The organism is Candidatus Allofournierella merdipullorum (genome assembly GCF_048426865.1).
Lineage (GTDB): Bacteria > Bacillota > Clostridia > Oscillospirales > Ruminococcaceae > Allofournierella_A > Allofournierella_A merdipullorum.
Genome location: NZ_DBFNWJ010000053.1, coordinates 60,234 through 77,576, shown reverse-complemented (window position 1 = coordinate 77,576; position 17,343 = coordinate 60,234). Strand labels below are relative to the sequence as shown.

Here is a 17,343-nt window from a genome sequence, read left to right as displayed (position 1 = left end):
TCCCTCTGCACCATGCGGTGCTGTGGGCTTATGCGGTATTAGCAGTCGTTTCCAACTGTTGTCCCCCACTCCAGGGCAGGTTCCTCACGTGTTACTCACCCGTTCGCCACTAAGTTATTCCTGCGTCCACCCGAAAGCTTCAGCTGAAACAACTCCGTTCGACTTGCATGTGTTAGGCGCGCCGCCAGCGTTCGTCCTGAGCCAGGATCAAACTCTTTATAAAATGGTATCTAAACCAGATTACTCTGAATTTAAATCGCTGCATTCTCAGACACAATCGCTTGCGTCCTGTGAATTACTTTTTGGAATTTTTAAAGTGTTTTCCACACTCAAAAAGGGTCCTTCAAGTTCTTCTTATTGTTCAATTTTCAAGGTCCTCTCGCCGCCCCTCTTGCGAGGCAGCTTGCTTATTATATCTCTCGTTTTTCTCTTTGTCAAGAGTTTTTTGAAAGATTTTTCGCAAGTTTTCCACTCGGATAACCTCGTGTCCTGCGGCTCCGTTATAATACCACACTTGCAAGCGAAAAGTCAACGGGTCAGAACAGGTTTTTTGACGAAAAGTCAGTCTTTTGGCATTTTGCCCATTTGTCTTGCCCCATTTTGTTGATTTTCCAGACTGTTTGCAGCAGCCGTTTATACAGCCTGTACGAAACCGTTTGAAAGGCTACCAGTCACATTACTATCCGTATTGAACGTTTTCCCGCAAAAGCAAAAGAAAAGCGGCCTTTGGCCGCCTTTCCGCGAAAAATTTCTTGTGTTTTTTCAGCCCTGGAGCAAAAGTTCCCGCATCTCCCTGAGTATTTTTCGCTCTCTGCGGGAGATCTGAACTTGTGTGGTGCCCAGCACACGGGCAGTCTCGCTTTGGGTCTTGCCCGAGAAAAAACGAAGATAGATGAGCGTGCGGTCTTTGGGCGGCAGACCGGACAGCACCTCTTCCAGCCCGATGCGGTCCGCCAGATCCTCCTCCGGGGAGTCGATGGGGATATCCAGCTGGCGGGAGTCCTCGGCGTCGGCGGCGGGCGTGAGGGAGATGGCCGGCTGGCCGGCACGAATGGCCAGCGCCACCTGTTCCGGCCGCTCCCCCAGCGCTTCGGCCAACTGGTTCACGGTGGGCTCGGCACCTGTGTTTTTGATGATGCTCTCCCGCAGGGCGTTCACCTTAAGGCCCAGCTCCTTGAGCGAACGGCTCACCTTGACGGTACCGCCGTCCCGGAACAGTTTCTTTATCTCTCCCAGAATGACCGGCACCGCGTAGGTGGAAAACTGCACGCCCCGGTCCTCGTCGAACCCGTCGTAAGCCTTGACGAGACCCATGCAGCCGGCGGAATAGAGATCATCGTATTCGATGCCCCGCCCCCGGAAGCGCCCCGCGCAGGCATGGACAAGGCCCAGATTGTTTTGTATGAACTCCTCCCGCGGGCCAAGTTTGGTCGGCACGGAAAAGCCCCCTCTCTATATAAGGTATGTAAGAGAGGTTCAGCCGCGGCCGGCGAGGGTCTTGGTCATCACCACACGGGTGCCCTGACCCGGCTTGCTAGTGACCTTGACCTTGTCCATGAAGCTTTGCATCACCGCAAAGCCCAGGCCCGCCCGCTCCTCCGGGTTGCCGGTGGTGAACATGGGCTGCATGGCCTTTTCCACATCGGCGATGCCCACGCCCTTATCAGAAATGGTGATCTTGACCTTTCCGCCCTCATACAGAGCGACGGACATGTGCACCAGCCCCACCCCGCCGGGATAGGCATGGACGATGCAGTTGGTGACCGCCTCGCTGACGGCGGTCTTTATGTCTGCCAGCTCGGGCACGGTAGGATCCGCCTGGGCCAGAAAGGCCGCCAGTGCGCCCCGGGCAAAGCCCTCGTTGACGCTGCGGGAGTAAAAGCTGAGCTTGACCAGATTTTTTGCTTTCATTGCCTGTGCGCTCCTTTATTTATATGGATTCGATGCGGGCCAGCCGCAGCATCTTGGCCACGGCGGGCGGCGCTTTCTGCACGGTGAGGCTGCCTTCCAGCGCCTGCATCTGCTTTGCCCGGCCCAGAATGAGCCCCACCCCGCTGGAGTCCATGAAATCCACGCCGCCGAAATCCATCACCAGCTGGGCGGGCATGCTGCCGGCGATCTGGCCGTCGATCTGCTCCCGCAAAAGCTGAGCGGTGTGGTGATCGATCTCCCCCGCAAGATAGGCGATAAGGGTATCGCCTGCGTGGGTGAACGTGACCTTTGCCATCCTTCTTTTCCTCCTTTGCCCGGCATATATGCAAACAAAAAGCCCCGTATACCTGGCAATTACCAAGTATACGGGGTCGGGTGCGAATATTTTGCCGCAACATGGCGGCGATGGGTCACAGCCGTTCCAGCAGCTTCGGCCGGGCCTGGGCCGCCAGGTAGAGCGAGCCGCAGACCACCGCGCCCTGGGGCAGGCCGAGGGCCGCGTTCAGCGCCTCGTCCAGATCGGCGCAGGGATAGACCGGCACCTCCGGCAGCTCCCGGGCCGCCAGTTCGGCCAGCGCTTCGGCGCTCATGGCCCGGGGGCAGTCCGGCGTGACGGCATAGATGGTGCCGAAGCAGTCGCCCAGCGCGCGGAGCATTTCGGCGACCGCCTTGTCCGCCAGGACACCCAACACTGCCACCGGCTTTTGCGGAAGCTTCTGGGCCTTGAGAGTAGCGGCCAGAGCCGCCGCGCCCGCCGGGTTATGGCTGCCGTCCAGCAGCACCAGCGGCTCCCTGCGCAGCACCTCAATGCGGGCCGGGAAGCGGGTGGTTTCCAGGCCTTCCAGAATGGCTTCATCGGGGATGTCCATCCCCTGCCGCCACAAGGCCAGCGCAATTTCAATGGCCATGGCCGCATTGCAAGCCTGATGCGCCCCGGGCAGGGCAAGGTTCACCTCATAGCCGCCGTACTCCAGGCGGTTTTCGAACAGGCCGCCGCGGCGAAGATGGATGTCCTCCGCTTCGGGGGCCACCAGGTCCGCCTTTTCGCGGATGCAGGCGGCGGCGATGGCCTGCAAAGCTCCCTTTTCCTGCACCGGATAGGTGACTGCGATGCAGCCTGGCTTGATGATGCCCGCTTTTTCCGCCGCGATTTCCTCCACCGTGCCGCCCAGCAGCTCGGTGTGGTCCAGGTCGATGCGGGTGATGGCCGCCACCAGGGTATTCTCCACCGCGTTGGTGGCGTCAAAGCGGCCGCCGAGGCCGGTCTCCAGCACGGCGATGTCGCACTGCTCCTCGTCGAACCAGGCGAGGGCCAGCGCGGTGACCGCCTCGAACTGCACCGGAAGCTCCGTCAGCGTTTCGGCGGCGGCGCGCACCTTCGCGGCCAGTCGCTCCAGCGCGTCGGGCGGGATCATCTGCCCGTCGATCTGGAACCGCTCGCGGAAATCCCGCACATAGGGGGAGATGGTCAGCCCCGTTTTGAAGCCGGCCTTTTGGAGGATATTTGCGGTGAAGGCCGCCACGCTGCCTTTGCCGTTGGTGCCCGCGATATGGACATAGCGGCCCCGTTTCTGCGGGTCACCCAGCGCGGCCAGAAGCGCCTTCATTCGGTCAAGGCCCGGCTCGCCCGAAAGGCGGGGCAGGCTTTGCAGCCATTCCAGAGCAGTCTGCATCACTCAACATCCCTTTCCCTGTTTCGCCACAGAATGCCGCACATGCGGAAGAACAACAAAATCAGCAGGGCCGCGAACAAGCCGCAGCACACGCCCGAAAAATCCAGCAGCACGTCCAGCGTGCTGGAAGAGCGCCCCGGAACATAGAGCTGGATGGTCTCGTCGATGACCGCCACCAGCAAACCGCAGAGCAGCGGCCAGCTGACATGGCGGACAAAATGACGGGTGTAGACTCGCAGGCAGAGCATGAACCAGAAGCCCTGCAGGGCAAATTCGGCAAAGTGGGCCATCTTGCGCACGGTGTGCATCGAGAAGGGGCCCAGCCCCACCTGAGCGGCCAGCGCGTTCAGCAATTCCTGCACGCGCCGGCTCTGCTCACCGGAGACCTGCGCGATCTGCAGCGAGTTGTGGAAGATGAACCAGATGCTGTACACCAGGCACCCTGTGAACAGGATGCGGACGAGAATGAGTAAGACACTGGTTTTTTGTTTTGTCTCCAAGGGCCGTTTTCCTTTCTGTGTTCCGCGGCCCGTCAGCCCAGGGCGGCGATGCTCTCGTCGATGCGGGTGAGTTTGTCCTGGGCGCGGGCCAGCTTGGCGCGGATGTCCTCCACCACCTGGGCGGGGGCCTTGCTCACAAAGCCGGGATTGTCCAGCTGGCGGCTGAACATGGCGATCTCCTTTTCCGCACCGGCCTTTTCCTTGTTCAGGCGGGCCAGCTCCTTGTCCCGATCGATGAGCTCCAGCATGGGGATGAAGCCCCGGGCGCTGTGGGTGATGGCCTGCACCATGCCCGCGGTGGGGCCGTCGTAGTGCTCGGTGACGGTGACAGAGGTGGCAAAGGCGAACTTGGCCAGATACTCGCCGCCACGGCGGAAGGCCGCGGGGTCCGAGGTCTCGATGACCATGCTGCTGCGCTTGGCGGGATGAACGCCCATCTCGGCCCGCAGGTTGCGCACCGCCTTGATGTAATCCATCAGCTTCTCAAAGTCGGCCTCGTCGGCGGAGAAATCCAGCGCCTCGGTAAACTGGGGCCACTGCTCGATCATGATGCTCTCGCCGGTGCCGGGCAGGGCGTGATAGATCTCCTCGGTGATGAAGGGCATAAAGGGGTGCAGCAGCTTGAGCGCCTGGGTGAGCACGTACACCAGCACCTTGCGGGCGGTGTCCGCCTCGGCGGCGTCGGCACCGTTCAGGCGCACCTTGGCGATTTCGATGTACCAGTCGCAGTAGACGTCCCAGATGAAGTCCTGGATCTTCTGCGCGGCCAGGCCCAGCTCGAACTTTTCCAGATTCTCGGTGGCGGCGCGGGCCAGATGGTTCAGGCGGGAGAGCACCCACTTGTCACTCAGGTCCAGCTTGTCGGCGGCGGGCAGACCGGCCTCAAAGTCCTCCGGCAGGTTCATCATCACAAAGCGGGTAGCGTTCCACAGCTTGTTGGCAAAGTTGCGGCTGGCCTTGATCTTCTCGTCGGAGAAGCGGGTGTCGTTGCCGGGCGTGCCGCCCAGCACCAGGGTCAGGCGCAGCGCGTCGGCGCCGTAGTCCCGGATGACCTCCAGCGGGTCGATGCCGTTGCCCAGGCTCTTGGACATCTTGCGGCCCTGGGCGTCCCGCACCAGGCCGTGGATGAGCACGGTGTCGAAGGGGGCCTTGCCGGTGTAGGCCAGGCCGGAGAAGATCATGCGGGACACCCAGAACCCGATGATGTCATAGGCGGTGACCAGCGTGTTGGTGGGATAGAAGTAGGCCAGGTCCTCGGTCTGCTTGGGCCAGCCCAGGGTGCTGAAGGGCCACAGGGCGCTGGAGAACCAGGTGTCCAGCGTGTCGGGGTCCTGCTCCAGGGCAGTGCTGCCGCAGTGGGGGCAGGTGCCGGGCGCGGATTTGGCCACAATGGTGGCGCCGCAGTCGGCGCAATACCATGCGGGGATGCGGTGACCCCACCACAGCTGACGGCTGATGCACCAATCGCGGCTGCCCTTCATCCAGTTGATGTAGTTCTTGGTGAAGCGCTCAGGCACGAACTTGATCTCACCCTTCTCCACGCTCTCGATGGCAGGGCCGGCCAGCGGGTCCATCCTGACGAACCACTGCTTGGAGATCATCGGCTCGATGACGGTGTGGCAGCGGTAGCAGGTGCCCACCTCGTGGGTGATGTCCTCGGTGGCTTTGAGATAGCCGCCCGCCTCCAGGTCCGCCAGGATGGCCTTGCGGGCCTCGGCGGCAGTCATGCCGGCGTACTTGCCGCAGTCCAGCACCTCGGGCTCGTCCGCGCTGGCGTGGCCGCTGGCCTTCAGCTCCTCCCAGGCGGCCCGGTCGGCCGCACCGGTCATGTGGCCGTCGTAGGTGAGCACGCGGACCATGGGCAGGTTGTGGCGCTGGCCCACCTCAAAGTCGTTGGGATCGTGGGCGGGGGTGATCTTCACCACGCCGGTGCCCTTCTCCATGTCGGCGTGCTCGTCGCAGACGATGGGGATCTCCCGGCCCACCAGCGGCAGCACCACATGGCAGCCGTGGAGATGGGCATAGCGCTCGTCCTCGGTATTGATGGCTACCGCGGTGTCGCCCAGCATGGTCTCGGGGCGGGTGGTGGCCAGCTCCAGCATCTCGCCGGTCTCCTTCACCGGGTAGAGCAGATGCCAGAAATGGCCCGGCTTCTCCGCGTACTCCACCTCGGCGTCGGAGATGGAGGTGTTGCAGTGGGGGCACCAGTTGACCATCCGGTTGCCCCGGTAGATCAGGCCCTTGTTATAAAGATTGACAAAGACCTCCAGCACCGCCTCGGAGCAGCCCTCGTCCATGGTGAAGCGCTCCCGCTCCCAGTCACAGGAGCAGCCCAGCTTCTTGAACTGGCTGACGATGCGGCTGCCGTACTGGTTTTTCCAGGCCCAGGCACGCTCCAAAAAGCCCTCCCGGCCCAGCACCTCCTTGGTGAGTCCCTCTTCCTTCATCTGGGCCACCACCTTGGCCTCGGTGGCGATGGAGGCGTGGTCGGTGCCGGGCAGCCACAGGGCGGCGTAACCCTGCATCCGCTTGAAGCGGATGAGGATGTCCTGCCAGGTGCCGTTCATGGCGTGGCCCATGTGCAGCTGGCCGGTGACGTTGGGCGGCGGCATCACGATGGTGTAGGGCGTTTTGTCCGGGTCTGCCTTGGTGTGGAAATAGCCGCCGTTCAGCCAGAAGGCATAGACGTCGTCCTCCACACGGGCGGGGTCGTAGAGCTTTTCCAGTTCTTTCATTTTCTTCCCTCCTGCAAGATCTGGCGGGGCGTGCAAAAAGGCCGCCCCATGTGTGAACACACTTGGGACGGCCTGTAAAGTACAAAACCGCGGTACCACCCAAATTGCCGCGCGGCGGGCGCGCAGCCACTCGAGAGCCCGGTAACGGGGGCAGGTCGTGCGCGGCTACTGGTTTTCACCGCGCCTGCTCAGAAGCGACAGCCCGCCGCGCCTTTTGCCGGGCTTACAGCCTGCGGCCCGGCTCTCTGCAAAAAGGGGTTGCGGCGCGCCCTCTTCCTCGGCGCATTTATGATTCTACATTATAGAGCGGAGGCAGGGGCTTTGTCAATACATTCAGCCCAGGCACACGCCCATGCTGCGGGCCACCTCCAGCATGCCGTGGCCCTCGGGCACCAGGCGGCTCTTGCCGGCGATCTCTTCCAGCGGATTCTCGGTGACGTGGCCGTTCACCATGGCCACGGTGACGCCGTAGTGCTCGTGGGCGACCAGCTTCGCCGCGTAGGTGCCGAAGCGGGTGGCCAGCACCCGGTCGTAGGCGGAAGGGCTGCCGCCCCGCTGCATGTGCCCGGGCACGCAGACGCGGGTCTCGCAGCCGGTCATCTCCTCGATCTGGCGGGCAATGCGGTTGGTGGCGGTGCGCTCGCCGGCGGCGGCCCGCTTCGCGGCCCGCTCCTTCTTCTTCATGCGGGCCTCCTCGGCATCGTAAACGCCCTCGGCCACGGCGATGATGGAGAAAGCCTTGCCCTCTTTGGCGCGTTTTTCTACTGCGGCGCAGACGTTTTCAATGGTGTAGGGCAGTTCGGGGATGAGGATGATGTCCGCCCCGCCGGCAATGCCGGAGTAGAGGGTCAGCCAGCCGGCCTTGTTGCCCATGATCTCCACCACCATGCAGCGGCTGTGGCTGCCGGCGGTGGTGTGGATGCGGTCGATGACCTCGGTGGCGATGTCCACCGCAGTGTGGAAGCCGAAGGTGACGTCGGTGCCGTAGATGTCATTGTCGATGGTCTTGGGCAAGCCGATGATGTTCAGCCCTTCCTGTGCCAGCAGGTTGGCGGTCTTGTGAGTGCCGTTGCCGCCCAGGCAGAGCAGGCAGTCCAGCTTCATTTCCTTATAGTTCTTTTTCATGGCGGCGACCTTGTCCACCTTATCGTCGCCCACCACGCGCATCAGCTTGAAGGGGGTGCGCTTGGTGCCCAGAATGGTGCCGCCCACGGTGAGGATACCGGAAAACTCCCGCGGCTCCATCACACGCCAGTCGCCGTCAATGAGGCCCTGGTAGCCGTTCAGGATACCAATGATCTCCACATCGTCTCCCATGCGCTCGTACAGCGCCTTCGCAACGCCCCGAAGGGTTGCGTTCAGGCCCGGGCAGTCGCCGCCGGAAGTGAGGATGCCCACACGTCGTTTCATCTTTACATATCCCCTTTTTGAGCACGCCCAAGCATCGAGGCGCGTTTTCCAATTTGTAGTTTAAGAGTAGTCCTACCGCGGGCTTTTTGTCAATGGATTTTGAAAAAAAGCAAAACGTAAAATTTTTCGAAAAGGGGTGTTGACAAACGCTCATACCTTCGCTATAATAATAAAGCACTCGCGAGAACGCCTCGCAGGGCAAACATATTGGAGAATTGTGTAAGGGTAGCACGACAGACTCTGACTCTGTTTGTGAGGGTTCGAATCCTTCTTCTCCAACCAAAGAAACAGCAGCAGCGCGGCATTTGCTGCTGCTGTTTTTTTCGGGGTGTAGCGCAGTTGGTAGCGCGCCTGGTTCGGGACTAGGAAGCCGTGGGTTCAAATCCCGCCACTCCGACCAAATACCGCAGAGGGATTGCCCTCTGCGGTATTTTTGTTATCGCGCCGATCTCTTACTATCTCATATATGGAAATGGTGTCCAGAATCTTTGTAATGGTAAAATCGTCTAGTATATGGTATATTCTTATAATAAAGATTCTAAACAAATTTTTGATGATGTTTGCAAGGAGTTCACGATATGGCAAAGCGATTTCAGATTTTTTAATCGTTTGTCTTTCCATTTCCACCGTAACCTTTATGCTACTCTGGCAAAGTCAAAAAAGCAACAAGGATGATATCAGGGCATTGGCACAGGCAAGTGCCGCTGATGCTTGTATCCAGTTTACGGAATATCAAACTAACGGTTGTGAAAGCAGCTATTGGTACGGGGTTGCCGCTTTTCGCTCTTTTCAGCAAGCATATCATTCATTGACGGAAGGAACAAATAAAGCTGCCAACTACACTTTCTGCAATGAAGTATATGGGTGTTTGGTGTTGAGTCCGGAAATCAGTCAATCTAATATTTCAGAAATCATTGAAACCATGAGCATTCTTTCGTCGGACGTCGAGGATGAAAATGGGTATATTCGGATGTCAGAACTCCGAAACAGTCTAACGCGTTGAGTACGTCATGATAATACTGAGGTTTGTGCTGATTGGGGTAAGGACCTCATTCTATAATTGCCAAAAGGGAACGGACGGCCACAAGCCGTCCGTTCCCTTTTTTATTTCACAGCGCTTTGCTCATCCAGATATGGGGGCAGTATTCGTCCAGGAACTCTTCGCCCTCGGCGGCATACCCCTGTTTTTCATAAAATTCCCGCACCCGTGTCTGCGCGGCAAGGAGCAGCTTGTCCCCCCGCAAGGCACGAACCTGTTTTTCCGCCTCCTGCACCAGCATCAGGCCGAAGGACCGGCCGCGAAACTCTTTTCGCACCGCCACTCGCCCAAGGACGTAGGCGTTTTTATCATCGTCCAGGTAAAAGCGGCAGACGCCCACCGGCATTTCATCATCAAACAGGACGATATGACGGGCGTGGTGGTCGGTCTCGTCGAATTCCACTTCGAACCCCTGTTCCTCCACAAAGACCTCCTGCCGGATCTGCACAGCCTCCAGCGGCAGTTGCTCATACATTTTGAAATGCAGCACGTTTGTTTCCTCCTGTTTTCTTATCGGGCATCACACATGCAGGTCCTTTTTGCAGAACACCACCGTGCCTACGGCATAGAGCGCCGCCGCGCTCGCCAGCAGCAGCGCGGCAAAGAGCACCGCCTCTCCTTCGCCCGCAGCCAAACCCTTGGGGTCGAAGAGGGTGAAGAAGGTGAAGCAGCGGGCCTTTTCCGCCGCTTCGCCGGCGTTGGCCAGCATCTGCAGCAGGAACATCACCGCGGGCACGCCCGCGCCGAAGGCCAGGCTGTACTTTGTGTCCGAGAAGATGCAGGAGAAAAGAAAGCACACGCCGCCGATGAACAGCTGCAGGCAGAGCAGGCCCCCATTCACCGCCAGCAGTTCCTTCGCCGCCAATTCTCCGGGAAAATACGCTTCGCACACCGCCAGTTCCAGCCCCGTGACATAGCCCACCAGCAGCACCGTGCCGGTGATCAGGACGGCGGCCTGGGTCAGGGCGATGGAACTGCGCCGCACCGGAGCGGCCAGGAGGCTGGCCATAGAGCCCCGGTCCACATATTTTGCCACAAGCCCGTTGGCCCGCAGGATGCAGTACACCATGGGGAACACCAGCAGGATGAACCTATAGATATAAGAGATCATAAAGCCCAGCAGATCGGCCGCGCCGGGGGTCATGCCCACGGCGGCCATCAGTTCCGGCATGGCCTGGGCGTAGCTGTCCAGCAGTTTGAGCATATCCGGCTCGTACATGGAGATGATGATGGTCACATACATGGTCATCACCGCTCCGAATATCACCAGCAGCTTTACGCTGCCTTTCATTTCCCGCTTATACAGTGTGGGATTCATGGCCTTCCCCTCCCCCGTAATACTCCAGAAAAATAGCCTCCAGGCTCTTTTGCGCCCGCACGGTCACCTTTGTGCCATCCTGCTTGCCGGCAAAGTCCCGGGCAAAGGCCGCGGCCTGCTCCGGGCTTTCCAGCGTGACGGTGTAGCTGCGCAGATACTGCCCGCGCAGAGTCTCCACCGAATCGTCGGCCACCAGCCGCCCGGCGCGGATGATGCCCACCCGGTCGCAGGTGCGCTCCACCTCTTCAAAGATGTGGCTGGAAAGGAGAATGGTCTTGCCGCGGGCTTTTTCCACGTCCAGCAACTGGATGAAGCGGTTCTGCATCAGTGGGTCGAGGCCCGAGGTGGGCTCGTCCAGCACCAGGATGCGTGGGTCGTGCATAAAGGCGGCCACGATGCCCAGCTTCTGTTTCATGCCCTTGCTCATCTTTTTGATGCGGCCCTTGGGCGACAGTTCGAACATCTCCAGCAGCTCCGTCTTGCGGCTGCCGCCCGTGCGGCCCCGGTAGCACTCGATAAAGCGCAGAAACTCCTCGCCGGTCATATCATCAAAAAAGCCGATCTCGCCGGGAATGTACCCCAGCTCCCGCTGGATGCTCTCCCGCTGGCGCCAGCAGTCCATGCCGTCGATGCGGCAGGCGCCCGCTTTCGGGCGGATGAATCCCATCAAATGGCGGATGGTGGTGGTCTTTCCCGCGCCGTTTGGCCCGAGGAAGCCGAACACTTCGCCCTCTCCCACCCGGAAGGACAAATCAAACACGCCCTTTCCCCCACCGTAATCGCGGGTCAGGCGCTCCACTTCCAGCATGCTCATCATTCTTCCTCCTTGTATGCATAGGCGCGGAACAGCTTCATCCAGCCATCCACTTCCGCCATCATTTCCTCCAGATCCAGCGGCTTTCCCTCCATCCGCCGGGTGTGGATGTAACCATCGGTCATCCATGCGATCATATTCAGCAGATGGGCCGGGTCCACTCCGGGCCGGAATCTGCCGGTGTCCACTCCCTCAAACCAGGTGGCGTACAGCCCGCCCAGCTCGCCGCCGATCTTCCGGCGCAGCTCCGCGGAGACGTCTTCCCCTTCGGAATAATAGGCGCGGACGCAAAAATCCAGCAAAAAGGGGCTCTGAGCCATCAAACGCATCTTTTCCCGGGAAGCGCCGCCCAGTCGGTCAAAAAAATCGGCGCTGCGGATGGGGACTGTCTCCTGAATGAACGCGCTCACCAGTCGCTGGGCGTAAGCAAAGGTTTCGAGATACAGGGTCTTTTTGTTGTGGAAGTAATAAAACAAAAGCCCCTTGGACACTCCCGCCTTGGCGGCGATGAGGTCGGTGGAGGCGCGCTTGTACTCCCAACGGGAGAACACCTCCATGGCTGCGTTAAAGACCGCCCGCTGCTTTTCTTCCTCCAGCGCAAAAAAGGCTTCGTTCACCTGACCGCCTCCCTTTGACCGATTTGCTTTGACTCAAAGTATACGGCATTGACTCAGATTTTCAAGGGGTCAGTTTGCGAGAGCAGAAGCCGCCGCCAGCACCAGAAGATGGGCAGGATAGAACCCGTAGAAAAGCCAGCGCACCGCCCGGCCATGGGGACCCTGCCGCCCCCGGTAAAGCCAGATGGGCGCCAGCGCAAGCACCGCGAAACTTTGAACAGGCACCGGAAGGCCGAACAGCCGGACGGTCTGCCCCGCCAGCAGCGCCCCGTTCAGCAGCAGAAGCCCCGCCAGCTGGCTCAGGCGCTGCTGCCAGCCCTCGCCCCGGAACAGGTAAAACACCAGCACCATCCAGACGCCGGGGCCGAAGTAGTCCGTCATGAACAGCGTGGCCGCCGCAAAACCGCCCAGCGTGGCCGCCGCCCCCAGCGCAAGCCGGCCCGCCGGGCGGGACGTGGCCGCCGCGCGCTCCAGCAGCTGCATGCTGCCAAGGGCGATGAGGAAGGTCCAGAGCACATTCTGATGAGCCAGGTCAAAGGGCCTGCCCGACGCCAGCAGGTCGAAGGGCACTTCCGAGAGCAGAGCAAACACCAGCAGCCGGCGTGCATACCGTGCGCGGCTGCGGGTGTGATAAAAGCCTTCCGCCATCAGGAAGGCAAAGATGGGAAAGGCCAGCCGCCCCACACAGTGCATCCACAACAGTTGCGGCGCGAGGGCAATGCAGAGATGATCGACCAGCATCAGCGCCATGGCCAGCAGGTGTAAGCCAAAGGAGCTGAGCTCCGGCATTTTTTTCAAAACAGCCCCTCCTTTTTGCCCTGCGCTCTTGCCGCGCCGGGCCGCGCGCGTTATGATAAAAGTATAACATATCCCTTTGCACGAAGAAAAGGAGGCCATCATGAAAAAGCTGCTGGACTGGGCAAACGACTGCATCCGCCAATGGGACTGGAAGGACGTTGCCCTGCTGAAATTCTGCATGCTTGCGCTGGGGATCCTGGTAGGTCTTGCGATGCCTCATCGGGGCCGCCGGCTGGCAAAGCAGGTCTGCGCGGAGGTATTCCTGCTGACCTGGGCCACGCTGATGGTGGACTGCTTTCGCATGACGCTGCCAAAAGGCGTTTCCGATTCGGCAGAATGACCAACAAAACGCCATGATGCTTGTGCGGCCGGCCCTCTTGACGCAGTCGGGCCTCGGCCCTTATAGTGATAGTAAACCCCATAATAAAAAGGAGGCATGAAAGATGCAATATCAGATCGCGGGCGAACCGCTGCCGGTGGTGACTTGCCAGCTGGCCGCGGGCGAAACAATGATTACCGAGCGGGGCAGCATGAGCTGGATGACCCCCAACATGAGAATGGAGACCACCACGAACGGCGGCCTGGGCAAGGCGTTTGGCCGCTTGCTGGCGGGCGAGGCTCTGTTCCAGAACCGCTACACAGCGCAGGGCGGACCCGGCCTCATTGCCTTTGCCTCCAGTTTCCCCGGCAGCATTCGCGCCTTTGAGATTGCCCCCGGCAAAGAGCTGGTGGTGCAGAAGAGCGGTTTCCTGGCCGCGGAGGCGGGCGTGGAGCTCTCGGTCTTTTTCCAGAAAAAGCTGGGCGCCGGCTTCTTCGGCGGCGAGGGCTTCATCATGCAGAAGCTCTCCGGCCAGGGTATCGCTTTTGCCGAGTTCGACGGCCATGTGGTGGAGTATGAACTGAGCGCCGGCCAGTCGTTGGTGGTGGACACCGGCTACATCGCCGCCATGGACGCCTCCTGCTCCGTGGACATCGTCACCGTGCCGGGCGTGAAGAACGCTTTCTTCGGCGGCGAGGGTCTGTTCAATACGGTGGTCACCGGCCCGGGCCACATCTGGCTGCAGACCATGCCCATCAGCAACGTGGCCGCCGTGCTGCGGCCCTTCTTCCCCTCCAGCAACAACTGAACACAGCAATAAAAGAGCCGTTCCCCATGCGGGAACGGCTCTTTTGTTTTTAATGAACTTCCCCGACCAGTTCCTCGGCCAGAGCACGGGCAGCCTGCACTACCTCGCCGATCTGTTCCGGGGTGATGCCGTCCTGATGGAAGCCGCCGCTGCACACGGTGACGCGCTGGGTGCGCGCCGCCACAGTTTCGGCCAGCAAGCGGCAGAGCGCTTCGTCCTTGTGGCCGCAGACATTGAGCACCGAAGCGGTGGCTCCGCCCGAGCCGTCTCCCGTGAGCGAGGGGCGGGGCTGGGCCAGCACGGTGCATCCGATGTGGGGTGACTGCCCGCCATATAAAAGAACGTGGCAGCTGTCGTTCAGCAAAACGGCCTCGGCGCGCAGCTCCCCGAAGAAAAGGCGGGCCGATCGTTCAAGTTTTTTCACAGTCCCTGCCATCTGCGATACTCCTTTGCTTCCACGCCGAAGGGCTCCACCAGTTTTGCGGCGATGTGATAGACCATCTCGTCAATGGTCCCGGGTTTGTGGTAGAAAGTGAGCATGGGCGGAATGACGCGCACCGTGGGAAGCATGGCCAATTCATGCAGGTTGCGCAGGTGGATGGCGCTCATGGGTGTTTCACGGGCGGCCAGCACCAACGGACGATGCTCCTTGATGGTCACATCCGCCGCGCGCAGCAGCAGATTGTCGGCGTAGCCGGCACAGATGCCCGCCGCCGTCTTCATGCTGCAGGGCACCACCAGCATGCCCGCCGCAGGCCAGGAGCCGCTGGCGGGGGGTGCGCCCACTTCGTCCGGCCCGTAAACTGCGTCCGCCAATCCGGCCAGGTCGGCGGGCTCCAGGCCCGTCTCCTGGCGCAGGGTGAGAGCGGCGCTGTCGCTCATGATGAGCACGGCAGAGCGTCCGGCAGCGCGGATGAGCTTTAGGCATTGGATGAACAGCGGCATTCCGCTGGCGCCGGAGGCGCCCACCACGATGGTATCCCTGTTCATGCTGTCACTCCTTTACCCAGTGGGCGGGGTTCACGTCCATAAAGCGGGCGCGGGCAAACCGGGCTTTCTGGTCGTAGGGCACGGTGCAGTCGAAGATGGTCTTGCAGGCGATGCCGTGGTCCTGGATGGACTTCGAACAGCTGGGGTCGTTGGAGGGGTCCAGAGGATGGCAGCGCACGCCAGGGATGGTGATGATGTCCGCATCGCCCTGGAAGCGGGTGTTCATGGCCCAGAGCACGTCGTTCATGTCGAAGCAATCCACGTCCTCGTCCACCAGGAAGATGTGCTTGAGCTCGCTGAAGGCGGAGAAGGCCAGCAGCGCCGCCTGGCGCTGGCGGCCCTCATCGCTGGGGGCCAGCTTCTTGAATTGGAGCACCGCCATGTACTTGCCGCCGCCGGCGGAGGCACAGTAGACGTTCTGCAGCCGGCCGGGCATGGCCTTGTCCACCATGCCCCAGATGGAGGCCTCGGTGGGAATGCCCGCCATGGAGACGTGCTCCTCGCTTGGGCCGATGCAGGTCTGCATGATGGGGTCCTTACGGGTGGTCACCGCAGTGACCTTGATGAGCCAGCAATCGGAGGATGCGGGGCCGGTGTAGCCGGGGAACTCGGGCATGGCAAAGCCGGAGTGGCTGTTCTGGTCCTCCTGGACCCGCACGCCGGGCACCACCTCGCCCTCGATGACGTACTCCGCGTTGGCGATGGCCTTTTCGTTGACAGTGAGGCACTTGCACAGCTTCACCGGCTCGCCCCGCAGCGCGCCTGCCACCGCCAGCTCATCGTAGCCCATGGGGGTAGTAGGGGCCTCAAAGCAGGAGCCGATCTCGATGGCAGGGTCCACGCCGATGCTGATGGAGATGGGCAGACGCTGGCCCAGCTGCTCCGCCCGCTCGGCCATGGCGCCGATGTGGCGCGCGCCGGGGGTGAAGAAGATGGACAGCTCGTCCTTACTTTGGATGCACAAGCGGTGAATGGTCACGTCGCTGCGGCCGGTGTCCGGGTGGGTGGCGTAGCACATGCCCAAAGTGATGTAGGGGCCGGCGTCGTCGGGGGTGTTGGTGGGGGCGGGCACCAGCTTGAACAGGTCAAAGTCCGGGTCGGTGGCCTTGTGCACCACTTCCTGGCAGGGGGCGGGGCCCTCCCCCAGCACCGGCGGCACGGGGTTCGCCACGCTCTCGTACATGGCCTTACCAAGCTCCCGGGCGTCGCGCCCCAGCAGGGCGGCTACACGGCTGCGGCTGGCCAGCAGGCCGATGGCCACCTTCGCACCGGGATGGCCTTTCACATTGTTGAAGATCATGGCGGGGCCCTCTTTGGTGGGGCGCATCACGGTCCCTCCGGCACCCACATGGCGGTACACTCCGGCCAGTTCTGCCATGGGGTCCACTTCCACATCGGTCTCGATGAGCTGGCCGGGCATCTCTTTCAGCAGCGCCAGGGCGCTGCGCAAATCGGTCACCTTGTTGTTCATGCTGTACCGTTCCTTTCTTTTCGGTAAAAAATGTTTCCGGTTTTGCCGTCCGCCCGCAGTTGGCTGTGGGGAAGGCGTGCCTTTGCCAGCACTCCCCTGCAGCCGCCAAAAGCGTAGGGCACATCATCGGTGCGGCCGGCGAGCACATCATCACACACTTCCAGCACACCGTCCATGATGTCTGCCGGCAGCTCGCCGGTGCCGTGGGCGTCCAGCACGGTGTCAAACCTGCCCGCCAGCCGTTCTTTCAGCGCCAGGAGGTTCTCCCGGTACGCTTCGACGGGCAGGCACTCCTTCCCTGCCAGGAAGGTGAAGTTGCTGCAGGCGTCCCCCATGAACAGAATGCGCAGCTCCCGCAGCAGCACCACCACGGAGCCGGGCGTGTGGCCCGGACATCCAAACACATCCAGGTGCAGCCCGCCCAGATCGAAGCTGTCGCCGTCGGCGAGGGGGCGGAACTGCCCAGGCTCTGCGGCGGGGACCATGGGCAGTGTATCGGCCTTTTCCCGGCAGGTGACGCGCAGAAATGCGCGGCGGTAGTCCGGCCGGGCATGGTCACAAAAGACGGGGATATCCTGCGGGTTCATCCGGACCTCGCCGAACTCCCCAGCCCCCATGGCGTGGTCCATATGGCCGTGGGTGAGCAGCACCGTCAGCGGAAGGGCGGTAAGGCCGTCCACCACCCGGCGCAGGCTGCCGAAGCCGCTGCCGCTGTCAATGAGAGCGGCGCGCTCGTCGCCCTTGACCAGGTAGATGTTTTCATGCATCGGGCCGGTGATACGCACAATGCGGGAGGAAAGATGCTGGATTCTGAATGGTTCCACGGGGCCATTCCTTTCTTTCATCTGCGCCGTAACAGCCGGAAATCGGGAAGCAGAACAGACTGCTTCCCGATTTTTTGTCCATGCACGGCAATCTT

The 17,343-nt window shown here is 61.1% G+C and carries 19 protein-coding genes, 2 tRNA genes and 1 rRNA gene; 5 read left to right on the top strand and 17 right to left on the bottom strand.

The features are described 5' to 3' along the window. The 8 genes from ACMNAY_RS10155 to ACMNAY_RS10120 form a co-directional block, all read right to left on the bottom strand. Positions 1–223: ribosomal RNA gene (locus ACMNAY_RS10155) — 16S ribosomal RNA — on the bottom strand; the annotation flags it as partial. A 539-nt stretch (positions 224–762) separates the two neighbouring features. Further along, positions 763–1,437: a sigma-70 family RNA polymerase sigma factor gene (locus tag ACMNAY_RS10150; RefSeq protein WP_394966609.1), complete on the bottom strand. Its 675-nt coding sequence runs from the start codon at positions 1,435–1,437 to the stop codon at positions 763–765. A 39-nt stretch (positions 1,438–1,476) separates the two neighbouring features. After that, positions 1,477–1,911 (bottom strand): anti-sigma F factor, encoded by a 435-nt coding sequence (spoIIAB, locus tag ACMNAY_RS10145; RefSeq protein WP_418719290.1) that lies wholly within the window; start codon positions 1,909–1,911, stop codon positions 1,477–1,479. A gap of 19 nt (positions 1,912–1,930) precedes the next feature. Further along, positions 1,931–2,227 carry an anti-sigma factor antagonist gene (locus ACMNAY_RS10140; protein ID WP_394975482.1) on the bottom strand — a complete coding sequence of 99 codons (297 nt, stop codon included), beginning with the start codon at positions 2,225–2,227 and terminating at the stop codon, positions 1,931–1,933. A gap of 115 nt (positions 2,228–2,342) precedes the next feature. Then, on the bottom strand, positions 2,343–3,605 hold the full coding sequence (locus ACMNAY_RS10135; protein ID WP_418719289.1) for a bifunctional folylpolyglutamate synthase/dihydrofolate synthase: 1,263 nt from the start codon (positions 3,603–3,605) through the stop codon (positions 2,343–2,345). Continuing rightward, on the bottom strand, positions 3,605–4,105 hold the full coding sequence (locus ACMNAY_RS10130; protein WP_418719288.1) for a VanZ family protein: 501 nt from the start codon (positions 4,103–4,105) through the stop codon (positions 3,605–3,607). The genes ACMNAY_RS10135 and ACMNAY_RS10130 overlap by 1 nt, the downstream gene beginning before the upstream one ends. A gap of 32 nt (positions 4,106–4,137) precedes the next feature. Further along, on the bottom strand, positions 4,138–6,840 hold the full coding sequence (locus ACMNAY_RS10125; protein ID WP_418719287.1) for a valine--tRNA ligase: 2,703 nt from the start codon (positions 6,838–6,840) through the stop codon (positions 4,138–4,140). A 333-nt stretch (positions 6,841–7,173) separates the two neighbouring features. Further along, complete coding sequence (locus ACMNAY_RS10120) at positions 7,174–8,250, bottom strand: 6-phosphofructokinase (protein ID WP_418719286.1); 1,077 nt, start codon at positions 8,248–8,250, stop codon at positions 7,174–7,176. Between the two features lie 208 nt (positions 8,251–8,458). Here ACMNAY_RS10120 and ACMNAY_RS10115 point away from each other — a divergent pair. The 3 genes from ACMNAY_RS10115 (at position 8,459) to ACMNAY_RS10105 (ending at position 9,253) form a co-directional block, all read left to right on the top strand. Then, positions 8,459–8,532, top strand: a tRNA-Gln gene (locus ACMNAY_RS10115). A 42-nt stretch (positions 8,533–8,574) separates the two neighbouring features. Then, positions 8,575–8,650 (top strand) — tRNA-Pro (locus ACMNAY_RS10110). Positions 8,651–8,800: 150 nt separating this feature from the next. Continuing rightward, a complete protein-coding gene (locus ACMNAY_RS10105) occupies positions 8,801–9,253 on the top strand; it encodes a hypothetical protein (RefSeq protein ID WP_418719285.1) in 453 nt (150 codons plus the stop codon). Between the two features lie 106 nt (positions 9,254–9,359). On the opposite strand, the gene ACMNAY_RS10100 is transcribed toward ACMNAY_RS10105, so the two are convergent. The 5 genes from ACMNAY_RS10100 to ACMNAY_RS10080 form a co-directional block, all read right to left on the bottom strand. Continuing rightward, a complete protein-coding gene (locus ACMNAY_RS10100; RefSeq protein ID WP_418719284.1) occupies positions 9,360–9,779 on the bottom strand; it encodes a GNAT family N-acetyltransferase in 420 nt (139 codons plus the stop codon). A gap of 30 nt (positions 9,780–9,809) precedes the next feature. Beyond that, entirely contained in the window at positions 9,810–10,607 is a 798-nt protein-coding gene (locus ACMNAY_RS10095) for an ABC transporter permease (protein ID WP_418719283.1), read from the bottom strand. Then, complete coding sequence (locus ACMNAY_RS10090; RefSeq protein WP_418719282.1) at positions 10,588–11,421, bottom strand: ABC transporter ATP-binding protein; 834 nt, start codon at positions 11,419–11,421, stop codon at positions 10,588–10,590. The genes ACMNAY_RS10095 and ACMNAY_RS10090 overlap by 20 nt, the downstream gene beginning before the upstream one ends. Further along, on the bottom strand, positions 11,421–12,038 hold the full coding sequence (locus tag ACMNAY_RS10085) for a TetR/AcrR family transcriptional regulator (protein WP_418719281.1): 618 nt from the start codon (positions 12,036–12,038) through the stop codon (positions 11,421–11,423). Before ACMNAY_RS10085 ends, ACMNAY_RS10090 begins: the two co-directional genes overlap by 1 nt. A 69-nt stretch (positions 12,039–12,107) precedes the next feature. Beyond that, positions 12,108–12,827 (bottom strand): TraX family protein, encoded by a 720-nt coding sequence (locus ACMNAY_RS10080; protein ID WP_418719294.1) that lies wholly within the window; start codon positions 12,825–12,827, stop codon positions 12,108–12,110. 109 nt (positions 12,828–12,936) lie between these two features. Here ACMNAY_RS10080 and ACMNAY_RS10075 point away from each other — a divergent pair, with 109 nt between their 5' ends. Further along, on the top strand, positions 12,937–13,176 hold the full coding sequence (locus ACMNAY_RS10075) for a permease of phosphate ABC transporter (RefSeq protein ID WP_418719280.1): 240 nt from the start codon (positions 12,937–12,939) through the stop codon (positions 13,174–13,176). A gap of 103 nt (positions 13,177–13,279) precedes the next feature. Then, positions 13,280–13,963, top strand: coding sequence for a TIGR00266 family protein (locus ACMNAY_RS10070; protein ID WP_418719279.1), 684 nt, complete (start codon positions 13,280–13,282; stop codon positions 13,961–13,963). Between the two features lie 49 nt (positions 13,964–14,012). On the opposite strand, the gene ACMNAY_RS10065 is transcribed toward ACMNAY_RS10070, so the two are convergent. The 4 genes from ACMNAY_RS10065 to ACMNAY_RS10050 are packed head-to-tail and all read right to left on the bottom strand — an operon-like array spanning position 14,013 to position 17,248. Continuing rightward, positions 14,013–14,399, bottom strand: coding sequence for a hypothetical protein (locus ACMNAY_RS10065; RefSeq protein WP_418719278.1), 387 nt, complete (start codon positions 14,397–14,399; stop codon positions 14,013–14,015). Next, positions 14,384–14,953 (bottom strand): UbiX family flavin prenyltransferase, encoded by a 570-nt coding sequence (locus tag ACMNAY_RS10060; protein ID WP_418719277.1) that lies wholly within the window; start codon positions 14,951–14,953, stop codon positions 14,384–14,386. The genes ACMNAY_RS10065 and ACMNAY_RS10060 overlap by 16 nt, the downstream gene beginning before the upstream one ends. A 4-nt stretch (positions 14,954–14,957) precedes the next feature. Continuing rightward, entirely contained in the window at positions 14,958–16,424 is a 1,467-nt protein-coding gene (locus ACMNAY_RS10055) for a UbiD family decarboxylase (RefSeq protein ID WP_418719276.1), read from the bottom strand. Next, on the bottom strand, positions 16,421–17,248 hold the full coding sequence (locus ACMNAY_RS10050) for an MBL fold metallo-hydrolase (RefSeq protein WP_394976279.1): 828 nt from the start codon (positions 17,246–17,248) through the stop codon (positions 16,421–16,423). Before ACMNAY_RS10050 ends, ACMNAY_RS10055 begins: the two co-directional genes overlap by 4 nt. Between the last annotated feature and the right edge of the window lie 95 nt (positions 17,249–17,343).